This is a genomic window from Massilia sp. YIM B02769, assembly GCF_030411995.1.
GTDB lineage: Bacteria > Pseudomonadota > Gammaproteobacteria > Burkholderiales > Burkholderiaceae_D > Telluria.
In genome coordinates this window covers 353,227-380,171 of the sequence record NZ_JASNRC010000003.1, presented here as the reverse complement: position 1 = coordinate 380,171, position 26,945 = coordinate 353,227, and the positions used below count along the sequence as shown (strand labels likewise).

General features: G+C 66.8%; 21 protein-coding genes. 6 read left to right on the top strand and 15 right to left on the bottom strand.

Annotation, left to right across the window (positions count from 1 at the left end):
- The first annotated feature begins 4 nt into the window (after nt 1-4).
- From glyS to QPK31_RS06800, 4 genes are all read left to right on the top strand, one after another.
- Entirely contained in the window at nt 5-2,101 is a 2,097-nt protein-coding gene (glyS, locus tag QPK31_RS06815) for a glycine--tRNA ligase subunit beta (protein WP_290422183.1), read from the top strand.
- Nucleotides 2,102-2,113: 12 nt separating this feature from the next.
- Nucleotides 2,114-2,671, top strand: a complete 558-nt coding sequence (gmhB, locus tag QPK31_RS06810) for a D-glycero-beta-D-manno-heptose 1,7-bisphosphate 7-phosphatase (protein WP_290422182.1) — start codon at nt 2,114-2,116, stop codon at nt 2,669-2,671.
- A 68-nt stretch (nt 2,672-2,739) separates the two neighbouring features.
- Nucleotides 2,740-3,432, top strand: a complete 693-nt coding sequence (locus QPK31_RS06805; RefSeq protein ID WP_290422285.1) for a 1-acyl-sn-glycerol-3-phosphate acyltransferase — start codon at nt 2,740-2,742, stop codon at nt 3,430-3,432.
- A 44-nt stretch (nt 3,433-3,476) separates the two neighbouring features.
- A complete protein-coding gene (locus QPK31_RS06800; RefSeq protein ID WP_290422181.1) occupies nt 3,477-4,400 on the top strand; it encodes a M48 family metallopeptidase in 924 nt (307 codons plus the stop codon).
- 180 nt (nt 4,401-4,580) lie between these two features.
- On the opposite strand, the gene QPK31_RS06795 is transcribed toward QPK31_RS06800, so the two are convergent.
- From QPK31_RS06795 to rfbC, 7 genes are all read right to left on the bottom strand, one after another.
- Nucleotides 4,581-5,084, bottom strand: a complete 504-nt coding sequence (locus QPK31_RS06795) for a YcxB family protein (RefSeq protein ID WP_290422180.1) — start codon at nt 5,082-5,084, stop codon at nt 4,581-4,583.
- Nucleotides 5,085-5,184: 100 nt separating this feature from the next.
- The gene (waaA, locus tag QPK31_RS06790) at nt 5,185-6,453 is read right to left on the bottom strand and encodes a lipid IV(A) 3-deoxy-D-manno-octulosonic acid transferase (protein ID WP_290422179.1); all 1,269 of its coding nucleotides are present in this window, start codon (nt 6,451-6,453) and stop codon (nt 5,185-5,187) included.
- Nucleotides 6,450-7,430, bottom strand: a complete 981-nt coding sequence (waaC, locus tag QPK31_RS06785) for a lipopolysaccharide heptosyltransferase I (protein ID WP_290422178.1) — start codon at nt 7,428-7,430, stop codon at nt 6,450-6,452. Before waaC ends, waaA begins: the two co-directional genes overlap by 4 nt.
- Before the next feature lie 11 nt (nt 7,431-7,441).
- Nucleotides 7,442-8,827: a phosphomannomutase/phosphoglucomutase gene (locus tag QPK31_RS06780; RefSeq protein WP_290422177.1), complete on the bottom strand. Its 1,386-nt coding sequence runs from the start codon at nt 8,825-8,827 to the stop codon at nt 7,442-7,444.
- Between the two features lie 198 nt (nt 8,828-9,025).
- Nucleotides 9,026-9,337 (bottom strand): H-NS family nucleoid-associated regulatory protein, encoded by a 312-nt coding sequence (locus tag QPK31_RS06775; RefSeq protein ID WP_229437292.1) that lies wholly within the window; start codon nt 9,335-9,337, stop codon nt 9,026-9,028.
- A gap of 76 nt (nt 9,338-9,413) precedes the next feature.
- Nucleotides 9,414-10,511 carry a glycosyltransferase family 4 protein gene (locus tag QPK31_RS06770; RefSeq protein WP_290422176.1) on the bottom strand — a complete coding sequence of 366 codons (1,098 nt, stop codon included), beginning with the start codon at nt 10,509-10,511 and terminating at the stop codon, nt 9,414-9,416.
- A 280-nt stretch (nt 10,512-10,791) separates the two neighbouring features.
- The gene (rfbC, locus tag QPK31_RS06765) at nt 10,792-11,343 is read right to left on the bottom strand and encodes a dTDP-4-dehydrorhamnose 3,5-epimerase (protein ID WP_290422175.1); all 552 of its coding nucleotides are present in this window, start codon (nt 11,341-11,343) and stop codon (nt 10,792-10,794) included.
- Between the two features lie 185 nt (nt 11,344-11,528).
- Here rfbC and QPK31_RS06760 point away from each other — a divergent pair, with 185 nt between their 5' ends.
- Entirely contained in the window at nt 11,529-12,371 is an 843-nt protein-coding gene (locus QPK31_RS06760; RefSeq protein WP_290422174.1) for a symmetrical bis(5'-nucleosyl)-tetraphosphatase, read from the top strand.
- A 100-nt stretch (nt 12,372-12,471) separates the two neighbouring features.
- Here QPK31_RS06760 and QPK31_RS06755 read toward each other — a convergent pair whose 3' ends face one another.
- From QPK31_RS06755 to QPK31_RS06730, 6 genes are read right to left on the bottom strand one after another with little or no spacing between them, the layout of a single operon-like run.
- A complete protein-coding gene (locus tag QPK31_RS06755; protein ID WP_374045789.1) occupies nt 12,472-13,215 on the bottom strand; it encodes a lysophospholipid acyltransferase family protein in 744 nt (247 codons plus the stop codon).
- A 55-nt stretch (nt 13,216-13,270) separates the two neighbouring features.
- Nucleotides 13,271-14,551, bottom strand: coding sequence for a dihydroorotase (locus QPK31_RS06750; protein ID WP_290422172.1), 1,281 nt, complete (start codon nt 14,549-14,551; stop codon nt 13,271-13,273).
- 11 nt (nt 14,552-14,562) lie between these two features.
- Nucleotides 14,563-15,540: an aspartate carbamoyltransferase catalytic subunit gene (locus tag QPK31_RS06745; protein ID WP_290422171.1), complete on the bottom strand. Its 978-nt coding sequence runs from the start codon at nt 15,538-15,540 to the stop codon at nt 14,563-14,565.
- Nucleotides 15,524-16,051: a bifunctional pyr operon transcriptional regulator/uracil phosphoribosyltransferase PyrR gene (pyrR, locus tag QPK31_RS06740; RefSeq protein WP_290422170.1), complete on the bottom strand. Its 528-nt coding sequence runs from the start codon at nt 16,049-16,051 to the stop codon at nt 15,524-15,526. The genes QPK31_RS06745 and pyrR overlap by 17 nt, the downstream gene beginning before the upstream one ends.
- The gene (gene ruvX, locus QPK31_RS06735) at nt 16,038-16,430 is read right to left on the bottom strand and encodes a Holliday junction resolvase RuvX (RefSeq protein ID WP_290422169.1); all 393 of its coding nucleotides are present in this window, start codon (nt 16,428-16,430) and stop codon (nt 16,038-16,040) included. The genes pyrR and ruvX overlap by 14 nt, the downstream gene beginning before the upstream one ends.
- 2 nt (nt 16,431-16,432) lie before the next feature.
- Complete coding sequence (locus QPK31_RS06730) at nt 16,433-17,086, bottom strand: YqgE/AlgH family protein (protein WP_374045785.1); 654 nt, start codon at nt 17,084-17,086, stop codon at nt 16,433-16,435.
- A 210-nt stretch (nt 17,087-17,296) separates the two neighbouring features.
- Here QPK31_RS06730 and QPK31_RS06725 point away from each other — a divergent pair, with 210 nt between their 5' ends.
- Nucleotides 17,297-18,760 (top strand): deoxyribodipyrimidine photo-lyase, encoded by a 1,464-nt coding sequence (locus QPK31_RS06725; RefSeq protein WP_290422168.1) that lies wholly within the window; start codon nt 17,297-17,299, stop codon nt 18,758-18,760.
- 126 nt (nt 18,761-18,886) lie between these two features.
- Here the strand turns inward: QPK31_RS06725 and QPK31_RS06720 are convergent, their stop codons facing one another.
- Together QPK31_RS06720 and QPK31_RS06715 are read right to left on the bottom strand one after the other, a co-directional pair.
- On the bottom strand, nt 18,887-24,562 hold the full coding sequence (locus tag QPK31_RS06720; RefSeq protein WP_290422167.1) for a hybrid sensor histidine kinase/response regulator: 5,676 nt from the start codon (nt 24,560-24,562) through the stop codon (nt 18,887-18,889).
- 25 nt (nt 24,563-24,587) lie between these two features.
- Nucleotides 24,588-26,900 carry a methyl-accepting chemotaxis protein gene (locus tag QPK31_RS06715; protein ID WP_374045784.1) on the bottom strand — a complete coding sequence of 771 codons (2,313 nt, stop codon included), beginning with the start codon at nt 26,898-26,900 and terminating at the stop codon, nt 24,588-24,590.
- Between the last annotated feature and the right edge of the window lie 45 nt (nt 26,901-26,945).

The following is a 26,945-nucleotide window of genomic DNA, read 5'->3' as shown; positions in this document are numbered from 1 at the left end:
GAATATGAACCAGACTCTCCTCGTCGAAATCCAGACCGAAGAACTGCCGCCGAAGGCCCTCGTCAAACTCGGCGCCGCCTTTGCCAATGGCATCGCGAACGGCCTGAAGGCGCGCGACTTCCTCGAAGCCGACAGCACCGTTACCGCCCACGCCACCCCGCGCCGCCTGGCCGTCAGCATCACCAATGTGCGTGACACCTCGCCCGACAAATCGATCCGCGAAAAGGTGCTGCCGGTATCCGTCGCCCTGGACAAGGAAGGCAATCCAAGCGCGCCGCTGGCCAAGAAGCTGGCCGCCCTCGGCTTCCCCGACCTGCAAATCAGCGACCTCGAACGCGCCCAGGACGGCAAGGCCGAATCCTTCTTCTACACCTACACCGCAGCCGGCAGCGCCCTGGCTGGCGCCCTGCAGGACGTGCTGCAGGAAACCGTCGCCAAGCTGCCGATCCCGAAGGTCATGAGCTACCAGCGCCCGGATGGCGCCACCGTGCAGTTCGTGCGCCCTGTGCACCTGCTGCTGGCCCTGCATGGCGATCAAGTCCTGCCCCTGAACCTGCTCGGCCTCGAAGCCGGCCGCGTGACCATGGGCCACCGCTTCCTGTCGCACGGCGGCCAGATCACGGTGCCGCACGCCGACCAGTATGCAGCCGTGCTGGAAAGCGAAGGCAAGGTCCTGTCAAGTGCCGAAGCGCGCAAGGAAAGCATCCGCACCCAGCTGCTGGAAAAGGCCGGCGCCGACCAGGTCCTGATGCCGGAATCGCTGCTGGACGAAGTGGCGGCCCTGGTCGAATGGCCGGTCGTTTATGAGTGCAGGTTCGAGGACGAATTCCTGGCCGTGCCGCAGGAATGCCTGATCCTGACCATGCAGACCAACCAGAAATACTTCGCCCTGACCGATGCGAATGGCAAGCTGCGCTCGCGCTTCCTGATCGTGTCGAACATCGCGACCGATGACCCGTCGGCCATCGTCGGCGGCAACGAACGCGTGGTGCGCCCGCGCCTGTCGGACGCCAAGTTCTTCTTCGAGCAGGACAAGAAAAAGACCCTGGAATCGCGCCTGCCGCTGCTGGCCAACGTGGTCTACCACAACAAGCTGGGCACCCAGGCCGAGCGTACGCAGCGCGTCACGCGCCTGGCCGGCGCGATTGCCAAGCGCCTCGGCTACGACGTGCAGCTGGCCGAACGCGGCGCCCAGTTGGCAAAAGCCGACCTGCTGACCGACATGGTCGGCGAGTTCCCCGAGCTGCAAGGCATCATGGGCACCTACTACGCGCGCCACGACGGGGAGCACGAGGAAGTCGCCCTGGCTGCCTCCGAACACTACCAGCCGCGCTTTGCCGGCGATGCCCTGCCGACCACCAACACGGGCCTGGCAGTGGCCCTGGCCGACAAGCTGGAAACCCTGGTCGGCATCTGGGCCATCGGCCTGCAGCCGACCGGCGAAAAGGACCCGTTCGCATTGCGCCGCCACGCCCTGGGCGTGATGCGCATGCTGGTGGAAAAACGCCTGCCGCTGTCGCTGTCGGAATTGCTGGCTGACGCTGCCGCCGTATTCGAAGGCCAGGCTGCATTCAAGGACCCGACCGCGGAGGTGAAAGCCTTCATGCTCGACCGCCTGCGCGGCATGCTGCGCGAGCGCGGCTTCACGCCGAACGAAGTCGAGGCCGTGCTGGCCCAGAACCCGGACCGCGTCGACGACGTGGTGCAGCGCCTGGAAGCGGTGCAGGCCTTTGCCGCCCTGCCGGAGTCCGCCTCGCTGGCCGCCGCCAACAAGCGCATCACCAACATCCTCAAGAAGAACGAGGAAGCGATGCCGCAGGACGCCGCCATCAAGCGCGAGCTGCTGGTGGAACCGGCCGAAAGCGCGCTGGCAGCCAAGATGGGGAGCCTGGAATCGAGCGTGGACAGCGCCTTTGCCGCAAGCGATTTTGCGGGCGCCCTGAAGACCCTGGCCCAGATGCGCGACGAGGTCGACGCCTTCTTCAACGACGTGATGGTGATGGCCGAGGACCTGGCGCTGCGCAACAACCGCCTGGCCCTGCTGGCCGAGCTGCACGGCATGATGAACCGCGTGGCCGACATCTCGAAGCTGGCCGCTTAAGACAATCGCACCATGAAGCTGATCATCCTCGACCGCGACGGGGTCATCAACCACGATTCGCCGGACTTCATCAAGAGTCCGGCCGAATGGGTGCCGATTCCCGGCTCGCTCGAGGCGATCGCGCGCCTGAACCAGGCCGGCTACCGCGTCATCATCGCCTCGAACCAGTCCGGTATCGCGCGCGAATTGTTCGACATGCCGACCCTGAACGCGATCCACCAGAAGATGCACAACGCCGCCCAGCTGGTCGGCGCCGACATCGACGCGGTGTTCTTCTGCCCGCACGCGGCCATCGACAACTGCGACTGCAGGAAGCCGAAGGCCGGCATGTTCGAGGAGATCAGCAAGCGCTTCAAGGTCAGCCTGAAAGGCGTGCCGACCGTCGGCGACTCGCTGCGCGACCTGCAGGCCGGCTTCATCAGCGGCTGCGTTCCCTATCTCGTTTTGACCGGCAAGGGCGAAAAGACCCACCAGACCGGCGGCCTGCCACCCGGCACCCAGGTCTTCCCCGACCTGGCCGCGATGGTCACTGCCTTCCTGAAATCAGCGTCCACCACCAGTTCTACCTGACTCCGAAAGAGAGCACGTTCTTGCGTACCGTCGTCCCGTTCCTGCGTTCCCTGCTGTTTACCATCGTGATGGTGCTCGCCACCGTGATCTGGGCCTGCGTCTGCTTCCTGGCCGCGCCGCTGCCCTACAACAAGCGCTTCTGGGTCACCTCGCGCTGGAACGTCTTCATCATCTGGTGCGCGAAAGTCATTTGCGGCATCCGCTACGAATTCAAGGGCTACGAAAACCTGCCTGACGCGCCGGCCGTGGTCCTCTCGAAGCACCAGTCGGCCTGGGAAACCATCGCCCTGCTGCCGAACCTCACGCGCCCGCTGGTCTTCGTCTTCAAGAAGGAGATCCTGTACATCCCCTTCTTCGGCTGGGCCATGGCCTTGCTGCGCATGATCCCGATCGACCGCAAAGAAGGCAAGAACGCCTTCGCCCACGTGGTCCGCCACGGCAAGCGCCGCCTGGCCGACGGCCAGTGGATCATCATGTTCCCCGAAGGGACGCGCATCCCTGTTGGAAAAAAGGGAAAGTACAAGAGCGGCGGCACCCGCCTGGCCATCGAAACCGGTGCCGTTGTCGTGCCGATCGCGCATAATTCAGGTGAGTGCTGGCCGAAGAATTCGTTCATCAAGCGTCCCGGTTTGGTGACCGTCTCGATCGGCAAGCCGATATCGCCGCTGAACCACACTCCCGACAGCCTGATGCAAGAGGTCGAAAATTGGATAGAATCAGAAATGCGCGTCATTTCGCCCCACGTCTACACCGGTGGCTGAACGAAGTCGGGAACCTGATCACCGCCTCTTCTTCGCAGCAAAGCATGAACACACCCAAGCCGGACGGGTCCCAGCTGGACCTGTTCGCACGCGACCCGCGCCTCGACCCATGGCGGGCGCCGGCGCCGCCTGCAGCCAGGCCGGCGCCGCCTCCGCCTCCCCAGCCCCTGTTCAAGGCGCCGCCCGCGCCACCCCGCATCACGCTTCCCTCCCCGCCGCGCACGCCCGACGATCCGCCACTGAAGCGCATCGTGCTCGGCCAGTACGCGGTCGACTATGAACTGAAACGCTCGTCGCGCCGCTCGATCGGCTTCATGATCGACGACGACGGCCTGCACGTGACCGCGCCGCGGCGCGCCACGCAACCATCGATCGAGGAAGCGATCCGCGCCAAGCAGCGCTGGATCCTGACCAAGCTGCACGAACGCGGCGAACGGCGTGCACGCCACGCCCAGCGCGAACCTTTGCGCTGGGAAGACGGTGCGCGTTTGCCTTACCTGGGCGGCGAGATCGTGCTGCGCCTGGAACCGGCGGCGCGCAGCCACTGCGTGTTCGATGCTGAAACGCGCGAGCTGCGCATTGGCGTCACGGCGGGGCTGACGGAGTGGCAGCTGAAGGAGCGTGTGAAACTGTGGTTCCATGCGGAGGCCAAGCGCCTGTTCACCGAAAGGCTGGATTTCTATGCGCCGCAGCTGGATGTGCACTACCGCTCGATGACCTTGTCGTCGGCCGGTACGCGCTGGGGCTCGTGCACGGTGGCGGGGAATATCCGCCTCAGCTGGCGCCTGATCCACTATCCGCTGGCGCTGATCGACTACGTGGTGGTGCACGAACTGGCGCACCTGCGCGAGATGAACCACAGTCCGGCGTTCTGGGCGGTGGTGGGGTCGGCCTATGCGGATTACGACGGCGCGCGGCTGGAGCTGCGGCGGCGCTCGCACGAGATGCCGGTGTTGTTTGCGGAGTGATGCGGGGGCGTCCGCGCCGCGTTTCGAATAATCGGATGGTGTACCGCGTGGGGTCATTGAAGCCGGGGGCTTCAATGACGAGTCCACCTTACCAAACCGATTTTCGTAGGGTGGACACCTGTGTCCACGCTGTAAGGTACTCATGCGGACCACAACGCCGTTGATGCCTCCGGCCTACGCCTACCTCAACGCATTCTCCCGCCGCGCATCCGCCAGCAACTGCATCCCGCGCTGCTGCGTCTCGTTCAGGCAGCGGAACGGAATCGGCAGCGTCCCGCGTTTCAGGACCATCATGAACCCGCGCGAATAGGTGCGCACGGCCGTCACGTCGGCCCAGTCGATCAGGGTCACGCCACCGCTGGTACGCACGATGCCGTGGCGGTCGATGGTGAATTCATAGGTGCGCTTGCCGCGCCCGAGCAGTACGAAATGCATGGCGGCGCTGGCGGTGCTCTTGATGCGCAGGAAGAGGCTGGCTGGCCAGCGGATACGGCGGCGGCGGATCAGGAAGCCGCCGTGCTGCCACATGAAGCCGATGTACTCGCGCAGCGTGTAGCGGACGAAGAAATGCAGGTCGCATAAGGCCGCCGCAGCGGGGTTGGATGGCGCCGACGCGTTGGCAACAGCACCGGTGGCCGCGCTGTAGAAACCTTCGTCGCTCCCATCGGCAGCTTGATGGGCCATGATCGCCATCGGTTGTCCATTGCGTGCCGGTCCCGGGTGATTTGACGACAACATGCGCATCCCCTTTTCTACCGAACTCAAAAAGCAATGGTATCAAAAGCTAGGGAATAATCCGTTGCAAGAGTTCAACAGTGCGCAGGGTCGCGCCGCGGTGGCGGCCGGCCCAGGCCGCCGCCTGGGCGCCCATCGCCGCACGTGCAGCGTCATCCGCCAGCAGCCGCGCCGCCTGCGCCACCAGCGCATCGGCGTCGCCCACGCGCACGGCCCCGCCCGCTGCAACCGCCTCGATCGTCGCATCCAGGAAGTTGAAGGTGTGCTCGCCCACCAGCACCGGCTTGCCCACCGCGCAGGCTTCGATCAGGTTCTGTCCGCCCAGGGGCAGCAGGCTGCCGCCGATAAAGGCGCAATCGCAGGCGGCGTAATAGGCGAACATCTCGCCCATCGAATCGCCAAGCAGCACGTCGGCATCGACCGCGCCGTCATCCATACGCGAGCGCCGTTGCAGCGACAGGCCGCGCGCCGCCACCAGCTGCGCCACCTCGTCGAAGCGCTGCGGATGGCGCGGCACGATCGCCAGCAGCGCATTCGCCGGCTTGCTTGCCAGGCGCCCCCAGGCATCGAGGATCAAGGCTTCTTCGCCATCGCGCGTGCTGGCGCACAGGAATACGAGCCGTTCGCCAATGCGTGCGCGCAGCCAGGCGCCCTTTTCCAGGGCCGCCTCGGGCGGCACCACGTCGAACTTGATGCTGCCGGTGACGGCCACCTGCGGCGCGCCGAGCGAGCGGATGCGGTTCGCATCGTCCTCGGTCTGCGCGGCGACGGTGGTGATCGCGCGCGCCGCATCCACCATGATGCCGCCGAAGCGCTGGCCGCGGCGCAGCGAGCGTTTCGACAGGCGCGCATTCACCAGCGCCACCGGAACGTGTTCAGCCGCGCAGCCGGCGATCAGGTTCGGCCAGACCTCGGTCTCCATCAGGATGCACACTTGCGGCCGGAAGTGGCGCAGGAAGCGCCGCACCAGCAGGCCGGTGTCGTAGGGCAGGAAGGATTGCACGACGCGCTCGCCATGCTTGCCGAATAGCGCGGCGCCGGTGGCGCGGCCGGTCGGCGTCATGTGGGTCAGCAGGATGCGGCAATCGGGCCAGCGCGCCAGCAGCGCCTCGACCAGGGGTTCGGCGGCGCGCGTTTCGCCGACCGAGACGGCGTGCACCATGAAGGTCCGGCGCGGCGCCAGTACCGGCCCGTAGAAGCCCAGGCGCTCGCCGACGTGCCGGCGGTAGCCCGGCTCCTTGCGCCCGCGCCACCACAGGCGTCCCAGCACCAGCGGCAGCGCCAGCCACCAGAGCAGCGAATACAGGGAACGGTTCATATCGTTTGCAGCAGCGCGCGGGCGGCCGCGATCACCTCATCGGCGGACGGCGGCGCGCCCATCTCGCCTAGGTTGACGATGCGCGGCGACCAGTTACCCTCGGTCTTCCACTTCGGCGAATCGGCATAGATCTCCACCGTCGGCCGGTAGAAAGCGGCGGCGATGTGGGTCAGGCCGGTATCGACGCCAACTGCCAGCGCGGCCTGCTGGGCCAGGGTGACGGCATCCATCATCGACAGTTTCGGCAACACGCGTGCATGCGGGATGCCGGCGGCCAGCGCCTCGGCTTCCCCCTTTTCCTTCTCCGAACCCCAGGGCAGCAGCACCGGCATCGGCGCCAATGCATGGCCCAGCGCGATCCAGTTCTGCGGCGCCCACTTCTTGGCGTCGCGTGCGGTCCCGTGGAAGAACACGGCATAGCTTTCGGCCGGCAGCCAGTCCGGCCGGTTTGAAACTTGCGGCGCCGGCAAGCCGAAATCGGGCGGCGTGTCGACCGCATAGCCGAGCGCGGCGCCCGCCACCAGGCGCCCGCGCGCCACCGCGTGCGTACGCGGGTCGAGCGGGATGCTCTCGGTGTGGAAGAAGCGCGAGATGCCTTCGTAGCCCGAGCCTTCGCTGCCGTTGGCCAGGCCGACCTTGCGCCCGCCCGGCTTGACGCGTGCGGCGCCCATGATCACACCGGTCTTCAGCAGGCCCTGGGTATCGAACACGACGTCGTATTCTTCTTCGCGCAGGGTGCGCCAGAAGGCCTTCATCTCGGCGCGGGTCTTGGGTTTGCCGAGGCCCTTGCGCCAGCGCCGCAGCGCGAACGGGATGATCTTCCGGACGTGCGGATTCAGGCGCACCAGGCTGACATAGCCCTCTTCGACCACCCAGTCGATCGTCGCGTGCGGATGGTGGCGCAGGATATCGGCCACCATCGGCAGGTTATGCAGGGCGTCGCCCAGCGACGACACCCGCACCAGCAGGATCTTCATTCAGGCTCGCTTCAGAACGGCAGTTTGGCATCCGGCTTCGCGGCCAGGATCACGCTGCGGAATTCGTCCTGGATGCGCGCCAGGGCTTCCGGGCTTTCGCCTTCGAAGCGCAGCACCACCACCGGCGTGGTGTTCGAGGAACGCGCCAGGCCGAAGCCGTCGGCATACTCGACGCGCAGGCCGTCGATGTCGTTGATCTTTTCCGACGTCGGGAAGGTCGCGTCGCTGCGCAGCTTGTCGATCAGCGCGAAGTTCTCGCCCTCTTCCAGGTGCAGGTGCAGCTCCGGCGTGCTGATCGCGGTCGGCAGCGCATTCAGCACGCTCGACGGGTCGGCGTGGCGCGTCAGCAGTTCCAGCATGCGCGCGCCCGAGTACAGGCCGTCGTCGAAGCCATACCAGCGGTCCTTGAAGAAGATGTGGCCGCTCATTTCGCCGCCCAGCGGGGAACCGGTTTCCTTCAGCTTGGCCTTCACCAGCGAGTGGCCGGTCTTGTACATCAGGGCGCGGCCGCCGTGCTGCTCGATCCACGGGCCAAGATGGCGCGTGCACTTCACGTCGTACAGGATTTCGGCGCCCGGATTGCGCTCCAGGACATCGGCCGCGAACAGCATCATCTGGCGGTCCGGATAAATGATGTGGCCATCCTTGGTGACGATGCCCAGGCGGTCGCCGTCGCCGTCGAAGGCGAGGCCGATCTCGGCATCGGTGGTCTGCAGGGCGCGGATCAGGTCCTGCAGGTTTTCCGGGTGCGCCGGGTCCGGGTGGTGATTCGGGAAGTGGCCGTCGACTTCGCAGAACAGCTCGATGACGTCGCAGCCCATGCCGCGGTACAGGTCCCCGGCGAAGGCGCCGGCCACGCCGTTGCCGCAGTCGACCGCGATCTTGATCGGACGCGCCACTTTCACGTCGCCGACGATGCGCTCGAGGTAGGCGGCGCGGATGTCGTGGGTGCTGTAGCCGCCCTGCTGCTCCGCGTCCTTGCCGTCGTGGGCCACGATGCTGTCGTACAGCCCGGTGATGGCATCGCCGTAGATCGCTTCGCCGGCCAGCACCATCTTGAAACCGTTGTAGTCGGGCGGGTTGTGGCTGCCGGTGACCATGATGCCCGAACGCGTGCCTTCGAGGACGTTGGTGGCGAAGTAGACCATCGGCGTGGCGACCATGCCCAGGTCGACGACGTCGACGCCGGCGGCCTGCAGGCCTTCGGCCAGGGCCGCGGCCAGGGCAGGGCCGGACAGGCGGCCGTCGCGGCCGATCACGACCTTGCGCTCGCCCTTGGCCAGTGCCGCCTTGCCGAAGGCCTGGCCGATGGAACGCGCCACGCCGGCGTCGAGCGTGCTGTCGATCACGCCGCGGATGTCGTATGCCTTGAAAATCGTCTTCGAGAGAGCAACCATGTTCTACCTTGAGAAAGCAGTGTCAGCGGGCGCACGCGATTCGCAGGCGCGAATGGGCGCAGCATTGCCACATGTTAGAGGGATGACAAAACAGGGAGTATTGTAGCGGCAAGCGCGGCCAAGGGGAAAACCCCAGGCCGCGTGGGTGGTGCATCACCGGCGAGCGCCGGTGAATGAGGAAACCTCAGAGACTGGCAATCAGACGCGCAGTTTGTCGAGCGACTTGCCGCCTTCAACCCATTCCTTGACCCATTTCGGTTGGCGGCCGCGGCCGGTCCATTGCTGCGACTGGTTATCCGGGTGGCGGTAACGCACGGCGACCGAACCGGTTTTCGCACCGCGGGCATTGGTGGCGATCAGATCTTTCAGCGGTACGCCCACGCTTTGGGCAATTGCCAGGATTTGTTCGCGCGCCTTCTGCACTTCCTGCACTTCGCGCTTTTTCATTTCCTGTTTGATTTGCTCCTGCAGATTGCGCAAATCACCTACCGACATATTTGACAGATCCATCATCGTTCCTCGAGAGTTGAGTTAATCCAATTCCGGTGAATTCTCACCAAATGTCGCAATATACTACATTGGCAATTTATTGCCAGTCCTTCTTGCGCCAAATCAGCCACCGCGGGGACCTGAATCGAACAATACGCGCATACAGCCACAGGTAACTGATAACGAACAATAAACAGAAAACTATCAATACGCTTGTATTCTGCCAGAATAATGTCGCCGGGATGACTGCCATGAGCGAAAAAAGCCACAAATAGGGCGAGGTCCGCGCATTGCGCTTGAGCAGTGCGCGCGCTTCTTTTCTGCCCACCGTCCACCGCACTACCCGCCTGAAAATCAGGCTGTGCAGATGTATTCCATCCGGCACCGCCGGCGATTTTCCCCGTACAAACATTCGTCGATAAGCGGAAAAGACGGTTTCGAAAGCCGGATAAATCAGCAGCAAAGCCGCATACCAGGTCGATACCTCGGGATTGCGCATCACCAGCAGCAAAGCCAGTTCACCCAGCATGAATCCGATGAAGTAGGCGCCGCCATCGCCGAGGAATATCAGCCCTACCGGATAATTCCAGACCAGGAAGCCGGCGGTGGCGCCGGCCACCGTCAATGCCGCGATCAGCACGAAGACATCGCCCACCTGCAGGGCGACATAGGCCAGCGACAGCAGCATGCAGATGGTGACCATGCTGGCCAGGCCATTAAAGCCGTCGATGATATTCACGGCATTCGCAATACCGGCCACGGCCAGTACCGTAAGCGGCAGCACGACCCAGGCCGAGAGCATGAACACGCCGAATGGCAGGTCGAGACGGTCGATCTTGGCGTCGAGGAGCAGATAGCCGAGCAAGGCGCCGGCCATGGTCAGCAGGAGGCGGCGCGAGGCGCGCACGGTGCCGGTGTAATCCTCGACGATCCCGCCGATAAACGCGACAAAGGCGCTGAACAACAGCGCCGCCATCCACTGCAGCAGGATTGGTTCGCGCCAGATCGAAATGACGGCGCTGACCAGCACCGCGAAATAAATCGGCAAGCCGCCGATACGCGCCACCAGGTGGGTATGGGCGCGTTGCACACCCTGGAAATCGCTGTCGAGTGCAGGCTCGTGCAATTTCGCCTGCTTAATTACAAGCAGGGTCAGCAGGGTCGAACAAACGAAGCTTACCAGGAATGAGAACATGGTTATCCTGCGGTTCCGACTCGGCAGGCAGCGGCCTGCAACGCGCGAAAAGACCCAGCCGACCAGCAATACAAAACACGATGTGATGCATTGAGGCTCTTGTAAAGACTGTCATTCAATTGTAACCGGAGAAGCGTTCTCAACTCCAAACACATCAGTTTATCGCGCGGCATGTGCGCACGATTGAGCAAAATCGGATAGGGCGGGATTGATGCCGGAATTGGCAACAGAAATGACGTATAGAAACAGCCGGCGTCACCAGGCATTTTGCCAGGCGCGCTCAGGGAAAATCGCAGGGTTCGGCGTCTTGCAGCAAATGGCCGGCGCGGTCCTTTTCCGATATGACCGGTGCACCGGTAAGGGGCCAGTCGATTCCCAGGGCCGGATCATTCCACAGCAGGATACGCTCGTGTGCCGGCGACCAGTAGGACGTGATCTTGTAGGCGCATTCGGCGCCCTCGCCCAGGGCCAGGAAACCGTGGGCAAAGCCCGGCGGTATCCATAATTGGCGGCGGTTGCTGTCGCTCAGCACCACGGACAGCGATTTTCCGAAAGTCGGCGACGCACGCCGCATGTCGACCACCACATCGAATACCGTGCCTTTTACCGCGCGCACCAGCTTGCCCTGCGGCTGGCCAACTTGGTAATGCAGGCCGCGCACGGTATTCGCCACCGATACCGACTGGTTATCCTGGACAAAATCCGGACACAAGCCGGTGGCCTGCCCGAATGCGCGCGCGTTATAGGATTCGAAGAAAGCGCCGCGCGCGTCCGCGTGCACGGTCGGCTCGATCAGCAGCACTTCGGGAAAGATCGTCGGCAGCACTTTCATCGGGAATACACGCTCGTCAGGTTGGTGTTCAGGTTATCGCCACAGGCCGCCATTCTGCTGGCCCGCGGACGCCGCCGCAAGCCGCGCCGAACCGGCATGCGCGAAAATCATTTAGTATGCCAGCACGGCGGGCGCCTGCGGCAGCGCGTCCATGCCGGCATCATCGACCAGAAAAAGAACAGACAATGAAAACTTATGTCATAGGCGACCTGCAGGGTTGCGCCCACGAGGCCCAGGCCCTGCTCGACAAGATCGCCGACGATGCCGCCGGCGAGGCGCGCATCCTGTTTGTCGGCGACCTGATCAACCGCGGCCCGGAATCGCTGATGGCGCTGCGGCGCATGAAGGCGCTGTCCGAGGCCAGCGAAGGCCGGGTCGAGGCCCTGCTCGGCAACCACGACCTGCACCTGCTGGCGGTGGCCGTCGGCGCCCAGAAGGCCAGCAAGTCCGACACCCTGGACGAGATCCTGGCCGCCCCCGACCGCGATGACCTGATCGCCTGGCTGCGCCAACGCCCGCTGGCGATGTTCGTCGACGCCCACCTGATGGTGCATGCCGGCGTGGCGCCGCAATGGGACGCGGCCCAGACCATGGCCCTGGCCGGCGAGGTCGAGGCGATGCTGCGCAGCGAGCGCTGGATCGATTTCCTGGCCCAGATGTACGGCAACCAGCCGGACTGCTGGGACGACGACCTGGAAGGCATCCCGCGCCTGCGCTGCATCGTCAACGCCCTCACCCGCATGCGTCTCTGCCTGCCGGATGGGACCATGGATTTCGCGCACAAGGAAAGCGAGAGCGGGCCGGAAGGCTCGGGGCTGGTGCCGTGGTTCGATCTGCCGGGACGGCGCACGAACGAGGTGACGGTGGTGTTCGGCCACTGGTCGGCGCTGGGGCTGGTGCTCAGGCCGAACCTGGTTGGCCTGGACAGCGGCTGCGTGTGGGGCGGAAAGCTGACCGCGGTGTGCCTGGATGACCGGACCTTGTTGCAGGTGGATTGTCCGGAGTATCGGCCGCATGGCAAGGCGTAGGGTGGGCGCCCCTGTGCCCACGCGTGAACTATGAACATTGTTGGCCTGCTTTTCGCGCCAACACCATGCAAACGTCACGCGTGGGCACGGGGCGCCCACCCTACGGCGTCACGTGTGAGCCAAGCGCCGACGCCACCGCATCATGCGCCGCCTGCGCCAGCTCGCGCCGGTGCGCCCCCACCGCATCGATCGGCGCCAGCGGCTGCAGGCGCGCCCGGATAGTCCCACCGCGCAAAATCGTGAGGATGCTGTCGACAAAGGTGATCTCGCCCACATAATCCACGTTCGGATGCCAGGCCCCCGCCTCGTCGAGGTAGCTCAGCGCACAAGGCTGCACCGCCACGCCCGCATCGATCGCCGCCTCGAACAAATTCGCGTGGAAAGGCAATACCTGCCCCTGGTGCGCCACCGTCCCCTCCGGGAAGAACGCCACCCGTTCGCCCAGCGCCAGCACGCTGACGATGCCCTTGAAGATGTGGCGCAGCTCGCGCCGGTTGCCGCGTGCGATGAACACCGTGCCGGCGGCGGCCACCAGCCAGCCCAGCACCGGCCAGGCGCGGATCTCGGCCTTGGCGACGAAACGGCAGGGGTACAGCGAATTGATGACAAAGATGTCGAGCCAGGAGATGTGGTTCGACACGAACAGCGCATGCTCCAGCACCGGGCTCCCCGGCGCCTGCTCGACGCGCACGCCGCAGATCCCCAGCAGCCGGCGCGACCAGCGCCGCGTGATGCCGTCGCGCAGGCCGCGCCGCGCCCAGGGGAAGACGAAGGCGCAGGCGGCCAGCCCCACCAGCAGGTGCAGGAACACGCGCACAAGGCGCCAGGCTAGCCGCAGACGGATCATGGATGACGAAAGAGAGACGCGGCGCCGGGAGGCGGCACCGCGTGCGTAGCGCTCAGCGCTGATACGCGATGCGCCCGCCGACCACCGTGGCCTGCACCTGCCCGGTCACCTCGAAGCCGAGGAAAGGCGTGTGCTTGCCCTGGCTGGCGAGCGCCGCGCCGTCGACCGTCCAGCGCTTGGCGGGATCGAACACGACCACGTCCGCCGCCGCACCCGGCGCCAGGTGGCCCGCGGCCAGGCCGGCGGTACGCGCCGCCTGCGAGGTGATCTTGGCCAGGGCGCGCAGCAGTGCTTCTTCGCCATGCAGCTCCTCGGCCCATTTCAGGGTCAGCGACAGCAGCAGTTCCAGGCCGGTGGCGCCGGGCGAGGCCTCGGCGAACGGCAGCAGCTTCTCGTCGTCGTCGACCGGGGTGTGGTCCGAGCAGATCGCGTCGACCGTGCCGTCGACCAGGGCGGCGCGGATGGCGTCGCGGTCGCGCTGGGTGCGCAGCGGCGGCGTCAGGCGCGCGTTGGAGTCGAAGAAGCCGATGTCGGCGTCGGTCATGTGCAGGTGGTGCACGCCGACGTCGCAGGTGACCGGCAGGCCTTCGGCCTTGGCGGCGCGCACCAGCTCGATGCCGGCGGCCGACGAGATGCGGCACAGGTGGACCCGTGCGCCGGTCGAGCGCACCAGCTCGAAGATGGTGTGCAGGGCGATGGTCTCGGCCATCACCGGCACGCCGGACAGGCCCAGGCGCGACGCCAGCGGGCCGCTGTGGGCCACGCCGCCGCGGCCGATGTGGGCATCCTGAGGACGCAGCCAGACCGTGTAGCCGAAGGTTTTCGCATACTGCAGCGCGCGCAGCAGCACGTTGGTATCGAGGATCGGCACCTCGGCCTGGGCGAAGCCGATGCAGCCGGCTTCGGTCAGTTCCGCCATTTCGGTCAGCGCCTGGCCCTTCAGGCCCACCGTCAGCGCGCCGAGCGGGTGCACGTTGGCCTGGTCCAGGTTGCGCGCACGGTGCTTGAGCATCTCCACCAGGCCCGGCTCGTCGAGCACCGGGTCGGTGTCGGGCGGGCAGACCAGCGAGGTCACGCCGCCCTGGATCGCCGCCTGCATTTCGGACTCCAGCGTGGCCTTGTATTCGTAGCCGGGCTCGCGCAGGCGCGCCGACAGATCGACCAGGCCGGGCGCGACCACCATGCCGCTGGCGTCGATGCTGGCATCGGCCGTGAAGCCGTCCGGGGCCTCGCCCACCGCCGCCACCTTGCCGTCGACGATGAACAGGTCGGCGATGCGGTCGACGCCGTTTGCCGGGTCGATCAGGCGCCCGTTCTGGATATGAAGTTTCATGCGTGCGAAGTTCAAGCCCTGCCTCCCGCCAAAATACTCATCACTGCCATGCGCACCGCGATGCCGAAGGTCACCTGCGGCAGGATCACGGCCTGCTTGCCGTCGGCCACCGCCGAATCGATTTCCACGCCGCGGTTCATCGGACCCGGATGCATCACGATGGCGTCGGGTTTCGCCAGCGCCAGGCGCTCCGGCGTCAGGCCGTAGCTCTTGAAGTATTCCTGGGCCGAGGGCAGCAGCGCGCCCGACATGCGTTCGTTCTGCAGGCGCAGCGTGATGATCACGTCGACGTCCTTCAGGCCTTCCTCGATGTTGTTAAACACGCGCACACCCATGTGTTCCAGGCCGCCCGGCAGCAGGGTTTGCGGGCCGATGGCGCGCACTTCCGGCACGCCGAGCGTGGTCAGCGCGTGGATGTCCGAACGCGCCACGCGGCTGTGCAGGATGTCGCCGACGATCGCCACGCGCAGCTTGGTGAAGTCCTGCTTGTAGTGGCGGATCGTGTACATGTCGAGCAGGCCCTGGGTCGGGTGCGCATGGCGTCCGTCGCCGGCGTTCACGACGTGGATGTCCTTCTGGCCGGTGCGGTTCAGGTGCTCGGCGATCAGGTAGGGCGCGCCCGATTGCGCGTGGCGCACCACGAACATATCGGCGTGCATGGCCGCCAGGTTGTCGATGGTATCGAGCAGCGATTCGCCCTTGCTGGTCGATGAAGCCTGGATGTTCAGGTTGATGACGTCGGCCGACAGGCGCTTGGAGGCGATCTCGAAGGTGGTGCGGGTACGGGTGCTGTTTTCAAAAAACAGGTTGAACACGCTTTTCCCGCGCATCAGCGGCACCTTTTTGACTTCGCGGTCGGAGATGCCGACGAAGCTCTGGGCGGTGTCGAGGATGTGGTGGATGATGGCCTTCGGCAGACCCTCGATGGTCAGCAGGTGTTGCAGCTCGCCGTTCTTGTTGAGTTGCGGATGATTATGCAGTTTCGGCATTGTCGTCTTCGATGGTCAGCGAGAGTTGGCCGGCCGCGTCGCGCGCCAGCGACAGCGATTGGCCCTGTTCGAGGGTGGTGCGTACGCCGACGAAGTCGGGCGCCACCGGCAGTTCGCGTCCGCCGCGGTCGGCCAGGGCCGCCAGCCGGATGCATTGCGGACGGCCGTAGTCGAACAGCACGTTGATCGCGGCGCGCGTGGTGCGGCCGGTGAACAGCACGTCGTCGACCAGCACGATGGTGGCGCCGTCGACGTTGAAGCCGATGTGGGTCGGCTTCACGTCCGGGTGCAGGCCCTTTTTCGCGTAATCGTCGCGGTAGAACGAGACGTCGATGAAGCCCAGGCGGTTCTTCAGATCGAGGTCGCCGGCCAGACGCTCGGCCAGCCAGGCGCCGCCCGAATGGATGCCGACGATGGCGGCATCCGGCACGCCGGCAAGACCCGTGCGTACCTGTTCGAGCAAGGTGCGGTACAGCGCCTCGGCATCGAAGTCGTGTTTAGTTGTTGGCATGATCGTCAAAGTACTGTTGCAAAATGATGGCGGCCGCTTTCGCGTCGATGCGTTCGCCACGTTTGGCGGGAATGACGACGGAAGAGTAGCGTTCGTCGACCAGCTCGACGGGCAGGTTGAAGCGGCCATTGAGCTGGTTGGCGAAGCGGCGCGCGCGCAGGGTCATGTCGTGCTCGGCGCCGTCGGGATGGCGTGGCTCGCCGACGACCAGGCGCGCCGGGCGCCATTCGTCGATCAGGGCGCCGATCAGCTTGAAGCGGGTGGCGTTGTCGACGGCATCGACAATGGAAAGCGGCTGGGCTTGCCCGGTCAGGGTGTTGCCCATCGCAATGCCGATGCGTTTGACGCCGAAGTCGAATCCGAAAACGATATCAGGCATTGTCACGCATGGCCGGCCTCGGTGGCGAGCATCATCGGGTCGATGCCCAGCAGTTTGATGGCGGCGTTGTAGCGCTCCTCGATCGGCAGGTCGAACAGCACGTGGGCGTCGGCGCCCACCGTGAGCCAGCCGTTACGCGACAGTTCTTCTTCCAGCTGCCCCGGGCTCCAGCCGGCATAGCCGATCGAGACCAGCATGCGCTCAGGGCCGGTGCCGCCGGCAACCGCTTCGAGCACGTCGATCGAGGTGGTGAAGGCGACTTCCTCGGTCACGTTCAGCGAGGACGAATAGCGTCCGCCCGGACTGTGCAGCACGAAGCCGCGGTCGTCCTGGACCGGGCCGCCGAACATGATCGGCTCGTCCACCACGCCCGAACGCAGGCCGTCGGCCACCTTCAGGTCGATGCGGTCGAACAGCACGTCCATGGTCATGTCGGTCGGCTTGTTGATGACCACGCCGAGCACGCCTTTTTCGTTGTGCTCGCAGATATACACCACCGCGCCGCCGAAGATCGGGTCTTCCATGGATGGCATGGCGATGAGGAAATGATTGGCTAAATTTAACCCCGATGCGGCCGGACCGATGTTTCCCAGGGTTTCGCTCCCCTGCGACAGGCCGGCCATGGGCAGAGTGGTGACGACTTTACTCTTCTTCATATGCTGACTCTCTCTTGGCTCACGCGCTGATTGTCCACTAGTATCCAGACTACAACATTAGGTTTTTCATTAGTTTACACTGAAACGCCGGGCAGCCACCCGGCAGCGTGGTTTGCACGCAGCGGCGGCAGGAGCGTGCGCGGCGTAATGCGAGGATACAAGCCAGTAAAATAGCGCGTCGCCCCCTAGGCCGCGTTGACTGAACACACAATGATTCCAATAAGCAAGTCCCTCGTCTGGTTCCGCCGCGACCTGCGCGCTTTCGACCATGCCGCACTGCACCATGCCCTGCGCGCCTCCGGCGCCGTGTATTGCGTATTCGTCTTCGATACCGAGATCCTGGCCAGCCTGCCGCGCGACGATCGCCGCGTGCGCTTCATCCACGCCAGCCTGGTCGAGCTGGGCGCCGAACTGCGCCGCCTTGGCGGTGGACTGATCGTGCGTCATGGCCCGGCGCGTGAGATCGTTCCCGCACTGGCGGCCGAACTCGGGGCGCAAGCGGTGTATGCGAATGCCGACTACGAACCGGGCGCCATCGAACGCGATGCCGCCGTCGCCGAGGCGCTGACCGCGGACGGGCGCCAACTGCTGGGTTTCAAGGACCAGGTGGTGTTCGAGAAGAGCGAGGTGCTGACCCAGGCAGGCAAGGTGTATGGCGTGTTCACGCCTTATAAAAATGCCTGGCTCAAGCGGCTGGCGGCCGAGCCGGAAGCGGTGGCGCCATGGCTGATCGAACCGCACGCGGCGTCCTTCGCGCCAGCGCCTCCGGGTTCGTCGATGCCGAGCCTGGCCGATCTCGGCTTCGACGATGGCCCCTTGCCCGCGCCGGCCGGCATGGCGGGCGCCACCGAACTGTTCGAGGGCTTCCTGCCGCGCCTGGCCGACTACGGCACGGCGCGCGACTTCCCGGCGCAGAGCGGCACCTCGCAGCTGTCGATCCACCTGCGCTTCGGCACCACCTCGGTACGCCACCTGGTGCGCACGCTGCAGCAGATGATGGCCATGGGCGCCGGCGGCACGGGCGCGCCGGTGTGGCTGTCGGAACTGGTCTGGCGCGACTTCTACGCGATGATCCTGTCGCACCATCCGCACCTGGCCGAGCGTTCGTTTAAGCCGGCGTTCGATGCGGTCGAATGGGAAGCGGGGCCGCAGGCCGATGCCTTGTTCGCGGCCTGGTGCGAGGGGCGTACCGGCTACCCGCTGGTCGATGCGGCGATGGCGCAGCTGAACGAAACAGGCTTCATGCACAACCGGCTGCGCATGGTGACGGCCAGCTTCCTGGTCAAGGACCTGGGGATCGACTGGCGCTGGGGCGAACGCTACTTTGCGCTGAAGCTCAACGATTACGACATGGCGTCGAACGTCGGCGGCTGGCAGTGGGCTGCCTCCACCGGCTGCGATGCGCAGCCCTGGTTCAGGATCTTCAATCCGGTGCGGCAGTCGGAGAAGTTCGATGCGCGCGGGGAGTTCATCCGGCGTTATCTGCCGCAGCTGGGCAAGCTCGATGCGCGCGATGTGCATGCGCCGTGGCTGGTGCCTGCCGACGAACTGGCGGCATGTGGCGTGGTGCTCGGGAAGGGTTATCCGGAGCGGGTCGTCAAGCACGATGAGGCGCGGGAGAAGACCCTCGCAAGATTCGCAGTGGTCAAGGCTGGCGCTTCGCCTGACGATTGAGCAGCCGTTGTAACGCGTGGGCACGGGGCGCCCACCCTACAAAAGCATCGGCCAGAGGTGGTGGCATACGTAGGGTGGGCGCCCCGTGCCCACGCGGTGACAACACATGCATGTCGAACCGCCGCATCAATCCGCCGGCGGCATCTCCCCACCCAACAAGCCCGCGATCGCCCCCAGCAGCACCGGCTCCTGGAACGGCTTCCCGAAATAGGCATTCACCCCCAGCCCCATCGCGTAGTTGCGGTGCTTGTCCGCCGTGCGCGAGGTGATCATGATGACCGGGATCGCCTGGGTCGACGCGTCGCTGCGCACGTGGCGCACCAGGTCGAAGCCATCCATGCGCGGCATCTCGATATCGACCAGCATCAGGTCGGGCCGCACTTCCGGCAGCTGTTCGAGCGCGTCGACGCCGTCCTTGGCCAGCGCGACACGGTAGCCTTCGCGCTCCAGGAAGCGCTGGGTCACGCGGCGCACGGTCAGCGAATCGTCGACCACCATCACGGTCGGCTTGTGCACCGCCGGCACCGGGTGCAGCGGCACGTCGATCATCGGCGCCGCCGTGCCGGCATTCCTGCCCAGCGCCAGCGGGTTCAGGATCAGGACGATGTCGCCCGAGCCCAGCACCGTGGCGCCGGCGATGCCCGGCACGCGCGCCAGTTGCGGGCCGAGGTTCTTGATGACCACCTCGCGGTTGCCCAGCACCTCGTCGACCTGCAGCGCGATGCGCTCGCCGCCGCTGTGCAGCAGCATCACCGGACGCGAACGCAGGCCCGGCTCGAAGGTCTCGGCCTCGCCCAGCAGCGCTGGCAGGTAGTGGAAAGGCAGCACCTGGCCCTGCACTTCCAGCACGCCGGCGGCGGCAGCCGCGGCCAGGTCGGGTTCGCGCACCGGCTGCACCTGCTCGACCAGGGTCGAGGGCAGCGCATAGGTCTTGCCGGCGCTGGCCACCAGCACCACCTGGGTGACGGCCAGGGTCAGCGGCAGGTGGATGGTGAAGCGCGTGCCCTCCCCCGCACTTGATGCGATCACCACGCGCCCGCCGAGCGCCTGGGCTTCCGAACGCACCACGTCCATGCCGACGCCGCGCCCGGCCAGTTCGGTCAGGGTGTCGGCGGTCGAGAAGCCCGGCGCGAAGATCAGTTCGGCCGCGTCCTTGTCGCCGATCTCGGCCTCCGGCTCGACCAGGCCCACCGCGCGCGCCTTGGCGCGGATGCGTTCCAGGTCGAGGCCGGCGCCGTCGTCGGAGAACTGCAGCACGACTTCGTTGCCCTGCTGGCTGACCTGCACCAGCACTTCGCCGGTCTCGTTCTTGCCGGCCTGCGTGCGCGCGGCGCGCGGCTCGATGCCGTGCACGATGGCGTTGCGCAGCAGGTGCTCGAAAGGCGCGGCCATCTGTTCCAGCACGCTGCGGTCGATTTCCACGCCGCCGCCGCGGATGTCCAGGTTGACGCGCTTGTCGGTTTCCTTGGCGGTCTGGCGCGCCACGCGGAACAGGCGCTCCGACAGGCTGGCAAACGGCACCATGCGCACCCGCATCAGGTCGCGCTGCAAATCGCGCGTCATGCGCGACTGCGCCGCCAGTTCCTCGTTGGCGCCGTCGACGCTGCGCGCCAGCGATTCCTGGAAGGAGGCGACGTCGTTCACGCTCTCGGCCATCATGCGCGTGAGTTCCTGCAGGCGCGTGAAACGGTCGAACTCGAGCGGGTCGAATTCGCGCTCGCCGGCGATCGACATGCGCGAGGCGATCTGCGATTCGGCCTGCATCTCGACTTCGCGCAGCTGGCGCCGCAGGCGGCCCAGGTTGTCGGAGAAGTCGTTCAGCGCGGTCTTCAGCACGCCCATCTGGTTTTCCAGGCGCGAACGCGTGATCGAGACTTCGCCGGCCTGGGTCACCAGGCGGTCGAGGATATCGGCGCGCACGCGCACCAGCGGGGTCCGCGCTTCGGTCTGGACCTCGGCGACAGGTGCGGCCGGCAGCCGGGCCGGCGCGGGCACGCCGGCCTGGGTCTGCTCCACGTCGTTGTCGACGTCGGCGCCCGCGGCTTCCGGCGCCGCCGCCGGCTTGACCAGCTGCTCGAACAGCACCAGCGCCTGGTCATAGCTGGCCATCAGTTCGTCAAAGGCGCTTGGGGCCGTGGTCCCGGCGTGGACCATGTTCTCGACCTGGGTTTCCAGTTCGTGGGTGTGCTGGCCGATGCGCATCGCGCCGGCCATGCGCGCGCTGCCCTTCACCGTGTGCAGGGTGCGCAGCAGGCCTTGCGCCGGCGCGGTGTCCTGCGGGTCCTGCTGCCACTGGCGCAGGCCGTTGCCGATCTGCGGCAGCAAATCGGCCGCTTCTTCCAGGAACACCGGCAGCAGGTCGGAGTCGAGTTCGTCGTGCAGGGCCGGTTCGGCCGCCAGCGCCGGGGCGGCGAGCGATTCGTCCAGCGTTACCGGCAGCGCGACGGCTTCGAGTTCGGGCACGGCCAGGCTCTCGGCCAGGCTCGCTTCTTCCCCGGCTGCGGCAGGCGCCAGGTCTTGCGCTTCCTCTTCTTCCGGCGCGGCGAGGTCGAGGCTGATCGGCAGTTCGATCGGTTCCGGTTCGGCCAGCTCGATGCTGTCGGCGAAATCGGCTTCGGCCGCGGCCAGCGTTTCGGTATCGGTGACGGTCTCGGGAGCCGGTTCGGCCATCTCTTCGGCCGGCGCGGCCGGCTGCAGGACCGGGGCATCGAACAGGTCGTCGATGTCGAGGCCGAACAGCGCGTCGATGTCGTCGTCGGCACTTACCTGCGCAGCTGGCGCCGGGGCCGGTTCGGTCGGCTCTTGCACCGGCGGCGGGTCGGCCATCAGGCTGTCGTAGGTCTGCGCGAACAGGGTGTCCAGGCGCGCCGCCAGGTCCTGCGGCACGTCGCCGTACAGGTCTTCGGCCTGCTGCGCGCTGATTTGTTCACTGAGCTGTTCGCGCAGGGCGTCCAGCTGCGCCAGCAGTTCCGGCTGCGACGGCGCCAGCTCGCCTTGCGCGAACGCCTGCAGCATCTGGCGCACGCGCGCCAGCACCGCGTCCAGCACGTCGTGCTGCTGCGGCGCCAGCTGCGGCGCCGGCTCGCCCAGGTGTTCGAGCGTGGTTTCCAGGGCCTGGGCCAGGTCGCGCAGCGCCTCGAAACCGACCGTGGCCGAGGTGCCAGCCAGGGTGTGCACCGCCTTCAGGGCGTCCGGCGTGACGTCGCGCCCCGGTTCGTGGCGCCACTCGCCGAAGTCGCGCTCCAGCGTGCGCAGCAGCTCGTCGGTTTCGGCGACGTAGATGTTGTACAGGGCCAGCGGGATTTCCAGCGCGCCGACGCGGCGCACGCTGTCGTCCTGCGCCGGCGCCGGACGGGTGGCGGTCGGCAGGGCGAAGACATTCGTGGGGGCCGGCGCGGCCTCGGTTTCGGCGGGTTCGGCGGCTTCGGGGGCGCGCGGCTCGGTTGCGGCTTCCACCGGCTCCGGCTCGCCCGCTTGCGGCGCTTCCCCGGCGGCCAGGTCCTGCGGCGCTTCCTGCCCGGTGCCGGGTGCCGGCGCCTGTTCCGGCACGAAGGCGCCACCGGCCTGCACGCGTTCGGCGGCGGCGATCAGCGTCGCGCCATTGCGTGCCGACTGTCCGGCCTGGGCCAGTTCCGCCACCCAGGGCAGCAGTTGCGCGTGCGCGTGCGCGGCCAGCGCCAGCAGGTCGGGCGTGGCGGCGCGGCTGTCGGCCAGCCAGACATTCATCACCCGTTCGAGCGCGGCCGCGGCGGCGGCGAAGTCGTCCAGGCCGACCATGCGCGCGCTGCCCTTGAGTGTATGGAAGGCGCGGCGCACGATGGTCAGCGCGTCCTGGGCCGCCGGATTGGCGTGCAGCTGGGGCAGCGTGGCGGCGACCACGTCCAGCACCTCGCCGGCTTCGGTCACGAAAATCTCGAGCAGCTCGGCGTCGATGGCGTCCGGCTGCGCAGCCGCTTGCGGCGGCGCCGGCGCAGGGTCGGCGGCAAACTCGGCTGCAGGTTCGGCCGCAAACGCGGGCGCAGCGGCAGACTCCGCATCCTGGGCGCCGGCCTGTCCCGCAAGCTGTCCGGCCGCATGCTCCTGGGCCTGCTCGATGCTCAGTTCGCGCAGCAGCCCGGCTTCCTCGTCGAAGGCGAAGCGGACCTTGGCGCTCTCGCTGTTCTGGGCCAGCATGTCGGTAAAGAAGCCGAGCGCGCCGATATTCCGGGCGATGTTGTGCAGCGGCGCGGCCTGGGCGGCAACGTCGCCGTCGCCCTGCCCCAGCGCGCGCACCGCGTCGCGCACGTGCACGGCGGCGCGCGCGGCTTCGTCCTGGTCGAGGATGCGCAGCGCGCCTTCGATTTGATGGAGCAAGGGCGCGGCCGCGTCGAGCGCGCCGCGTTTGAGCTGCGGCTGGTCGTAGTATTCGTCGAGCAGCTTCTCGACCTGGCGCAGGCCGCCCTTGATCTCGCCGGCCAGCACGGCCACGGTCTGGCCCTGCTGGATGCGGCCGGCCAGCTCGTTCTGCCATTGCGGCGCGTCCGGCGGCGTTTCACCGGCGGCCAGGGCCAGCAGGCGCTGGCCCACCACTTCGGCGTGCTGGTCGAAGTCCTCGGGCAGCTGGCGCACCTGGTCCAGGCCGTGTTCGACGAACAGCATGGCCGCCGCCATCTCCAGCCCGAACTGGTCGCTGCGGCCGGAGGCGATCGAGTCGCTGGCGGCCTGGCCGAGCTCGCGCAGCAGCTGGGCCAGCGCCGGCGCGCCGAGTTTGTCGCTGGCGCCGGCCAGGGTGGCCAGGGCCGCGTTGAAGTCCGCTTCGCGGGTATCGTCGGCGTGCACCGCCAGCTGGTCCCAGTCGGACTTCGAGCGGGCCAATGCTTCCTTGGCTTCCTTCAGCGCGGCCGGGTCGACCTTGCCGTAGCGGCGCTCGGCATAGTTGGCCGGCACCGCGCCTTCGAGGCGGAAGGCGCGGCGCAATTCGGCTGCCTCGCCTTCGGCCTGCGCTGCGGCGGCGACGAAGAACAGCGCATCGCGCAGCATCGCGTCCGGCAGGCCGGCCTGGCCTTGCGACAGGCGGCGCAACTGCAGGTTGACCTGGCCGAACAGCTGTTTCACATACAAATCGGCGGGCAAGGCGCCCGCGGCGACCAGGTCGGCAAAGCCGTGCAGCGCGGTCCAGAAGGTGCGCGCACGGGCGTCGCCGCTTTGCGCCAGCGGCGCGATCGCGTCGGCCAGGGCCTGGGCATGCTGGCGCTGGGCCTGGGGATCGGTGCTCTTCAGGTAAGGCAGCAGCGACTTTTCGAAACGTGCGCGGCAGCCGGCGTAGTCGGGCGCGCCGGCATCGGGCGGCGCCGGCAGGTCGAGCGTGAGCGCCGTATCCACCACCAGCAAGTCGGACGGGTGGATGCGCTCGGCGCCGAGCAGTTCCTGCAGCGCGCGGTAATACGGGAACAGGCGCGCCGGCTGCGGCGCCGCGCCCGCGACCAGCTCTTCCAGGTATTCGCCGATCGCGCCATAGGCGTCGCGCACGGCTTTCGCGTTGTCAGGCGTGCAGGCCAGCGAGCGGTCCTTGAAGCCGTCGAGCGCGCGCTCGGCGGCGGCGGTGACCAACCCCACCCCTTCCACGTCCACCATCTGCAGCGCGCCGTGGGCCTGGTGCAGATGGGTCTTCGCATGCAGCAGCAGGGTCGGCTGGGCTTCGAACGAACGCGCGGCGGCGTCGTTCAGCGCGCTGCCCGAGCGCTCCAGCGCATCGCGGATTTCGCCGATCACCCACGACAACGGTCCGGTATCGAAGGTGTTCGCTGGCAGGGATGAAGTCATGGTCGTTGGCTGCTTGTTGTCTGCATTATTGGGCGACGCGGAAGCGCGACACCGAGTTTTTCAGTTCCTGCGCCAGCGCGGCCAGTTGGCGAATCGATTGCGCGGTCTGGCGCGTGCCGGCCTGGGTGTGCTCGGTCACCGACAGGATGTGCTGCATATTGTGCGCCACGCCGTTCGCGGACGTCGCCTGCAAGCCGGTGGCGAACGAGATACCCTGGATCAGTTCGGCCAGGCGGTTCGAGACGCGCGAGATATCGGCCAGCGCGGCGCCGGCCGCATCCGACAGGCGCGCGCCTTCGACCACGCCCTGGGTCGATTTTTCCATTGCCGCGGCGGCGTCGTGGGTATCGGTCTGAATCGTCCGCACCAGGGCGCCGATCTGCTTGGCCGCTTCGCCCGAGCGTTCGGCCAGGCGCTGCACCTCTTCCGCCACCACCGAGAAGCCGCGCCCCGCTTCGCCGGCCGACGCCGCCTGGATCGCCGCGTTCAGCGCCAGCACGTTGGTCTGCTCGGTAATGTCGGAAATCAGTTCGGTGATCTCGCCGATCTCCTGCGAGGATTCGCCCAGGCGCTTGATGCGCTTCGAGGTCTCCTGGATCTGCTCGCGGATCTCGTGCATGCCGAGGATGGCATTCTGCACCGCGGCCGAACCCTGCTCCGCCGCCGCCACCGACTGGCGCGCCACGTCGGCCGATTCGTTGGCCGACTTCGACACGTCGGTAATCTCGTTGGCCATGCGCAGGACGGTGGACGAAGCGTCCTCGATCTCGCGCGACTGCGCTTCGGTCGCGCCCAGCAGTTCGGTGGAGATGTCCTGGGCGTCGTTCGAGGCCTGGGTCACCTGCTCGGCGGTGCCGGTCACGCGCTGCACCAGGCCGCGCAATTCCTCGACCGTGAAATTGACCGAGTCGGCGATCGCGCCGGTGATGTCTTCCGAGACGGTGGCGTGCACGGTCAGGTCGCCGTTCGCCACGTCCTGCAGTTCGTTCATCAGGCGCAGGATCGCGGCCTGGTTCTGGTCGTTGGTGGCCTTGGCTTCTTCTTCCTTGGCCTGGGCCAGCTGGCGGCTGGCCTCGGCTTCGCGGCGGCGGCTCTCGGCGCCGCGGGTGCGGTTGCGCGAGTCCTGCAGCATGACGCGGCTGATCGAGAAGGCCGTCACCAGGGTGAAGACCGACGCCACCACCAGCAGCCAGAACCACGGGTTCGACGAGGACTGCTGTTCGCGGTAACCGGTCTGCAGCGCGGCGACCTGCTTCTTCATTTCCTCGTTGTCGCGGTGGATGGTGCGGGCGGCGGCGCGCGCCTTCGAGTAGGCCACCGGGTTGTCGAGGAAGGGCGCGAAGTCCTTGCGGAAGGCGTCGAAGCGCACCTGGATCTGGCGCAGCTTGTCGCGCAGGTCGTCGTTGCGCTGGGCGGCGGCGCCGCTCAGCAGGGTTTGCAGCGCATGCTCGAAGGCGGCGCTGTCGGCGCCGATGCGCACTGCCGCGTCGTCGCGCGGCACGCCAATGGCGAAGAAGCTGTTGGCGCCGCGCGCCAGGCGCTGGGTCAGCATCATCATGCGGCCGATCGCAGCGAGTTCGCGGGCACTCGCGCCGCGCTCGACGTTCTGGGCCATCAGGTCTTCGGTCAGCACCAGCATCTCGGTGGCCAGCGCGTCGAGCTGGCGCACGCTCTTGTCGAAGCCGATCAGCGCGCCCTTCATCTGCAGGATGTTGGCCGAACCGAGCTCGGACGCGGTCCAGGTAGCGCGCGCACGGCCCAGCAGCGCGCCCTGGCGGCCGCTGGCGGCGGGGATGGTCACGTTGCCGATGCTGCCGCCGGCGGTGAGCAGGCGCAGGTCGCGGTTGATCTCGGTGCGGCTGTCGGCCAGCTGGGCAAACGAATCGACGTTACCGGCCAGCGCATTCGGCGCGGCCTTGCCGACGCGCTGCGAGTGCAGCTGGATTTCACTGGCCACCTGGATCTGGGCGGCGACGCGGGCGTTGACGTTGGCGTTCTGCCACATCGCCAGGATGGTCAGCAGGATGCCGCCGCCGAACGCGACCAGCAGGATGCGCAGCTGGCGCGGCAGCGACAGATGGCCGATCAGGGGCAGGCTCAGGTTGCTTTCTTCTTCGTCGTCGGTGCTCGATGCGCCAGGGCGGATCAGCTGGCCGAGGCGCAGCATGGCCGCGTTGGCCGAGCCGGGCGCCTCGGCGGCGGCGGCGCCGCCCGCTGCGGACGGGATGCCTGCCAGCGCCAGCGCGGCGCCGTCCGGACCGCTGCCAAACTCGGTATCCGGCGACGACAACACGGTCTCGTCTCCGTTCTTATCCTTCGACAGAAAATTCAACGACATGATTCCCATTGCGGCTCCCTGGTCCAGCGGGTTGATTGTTGTTGT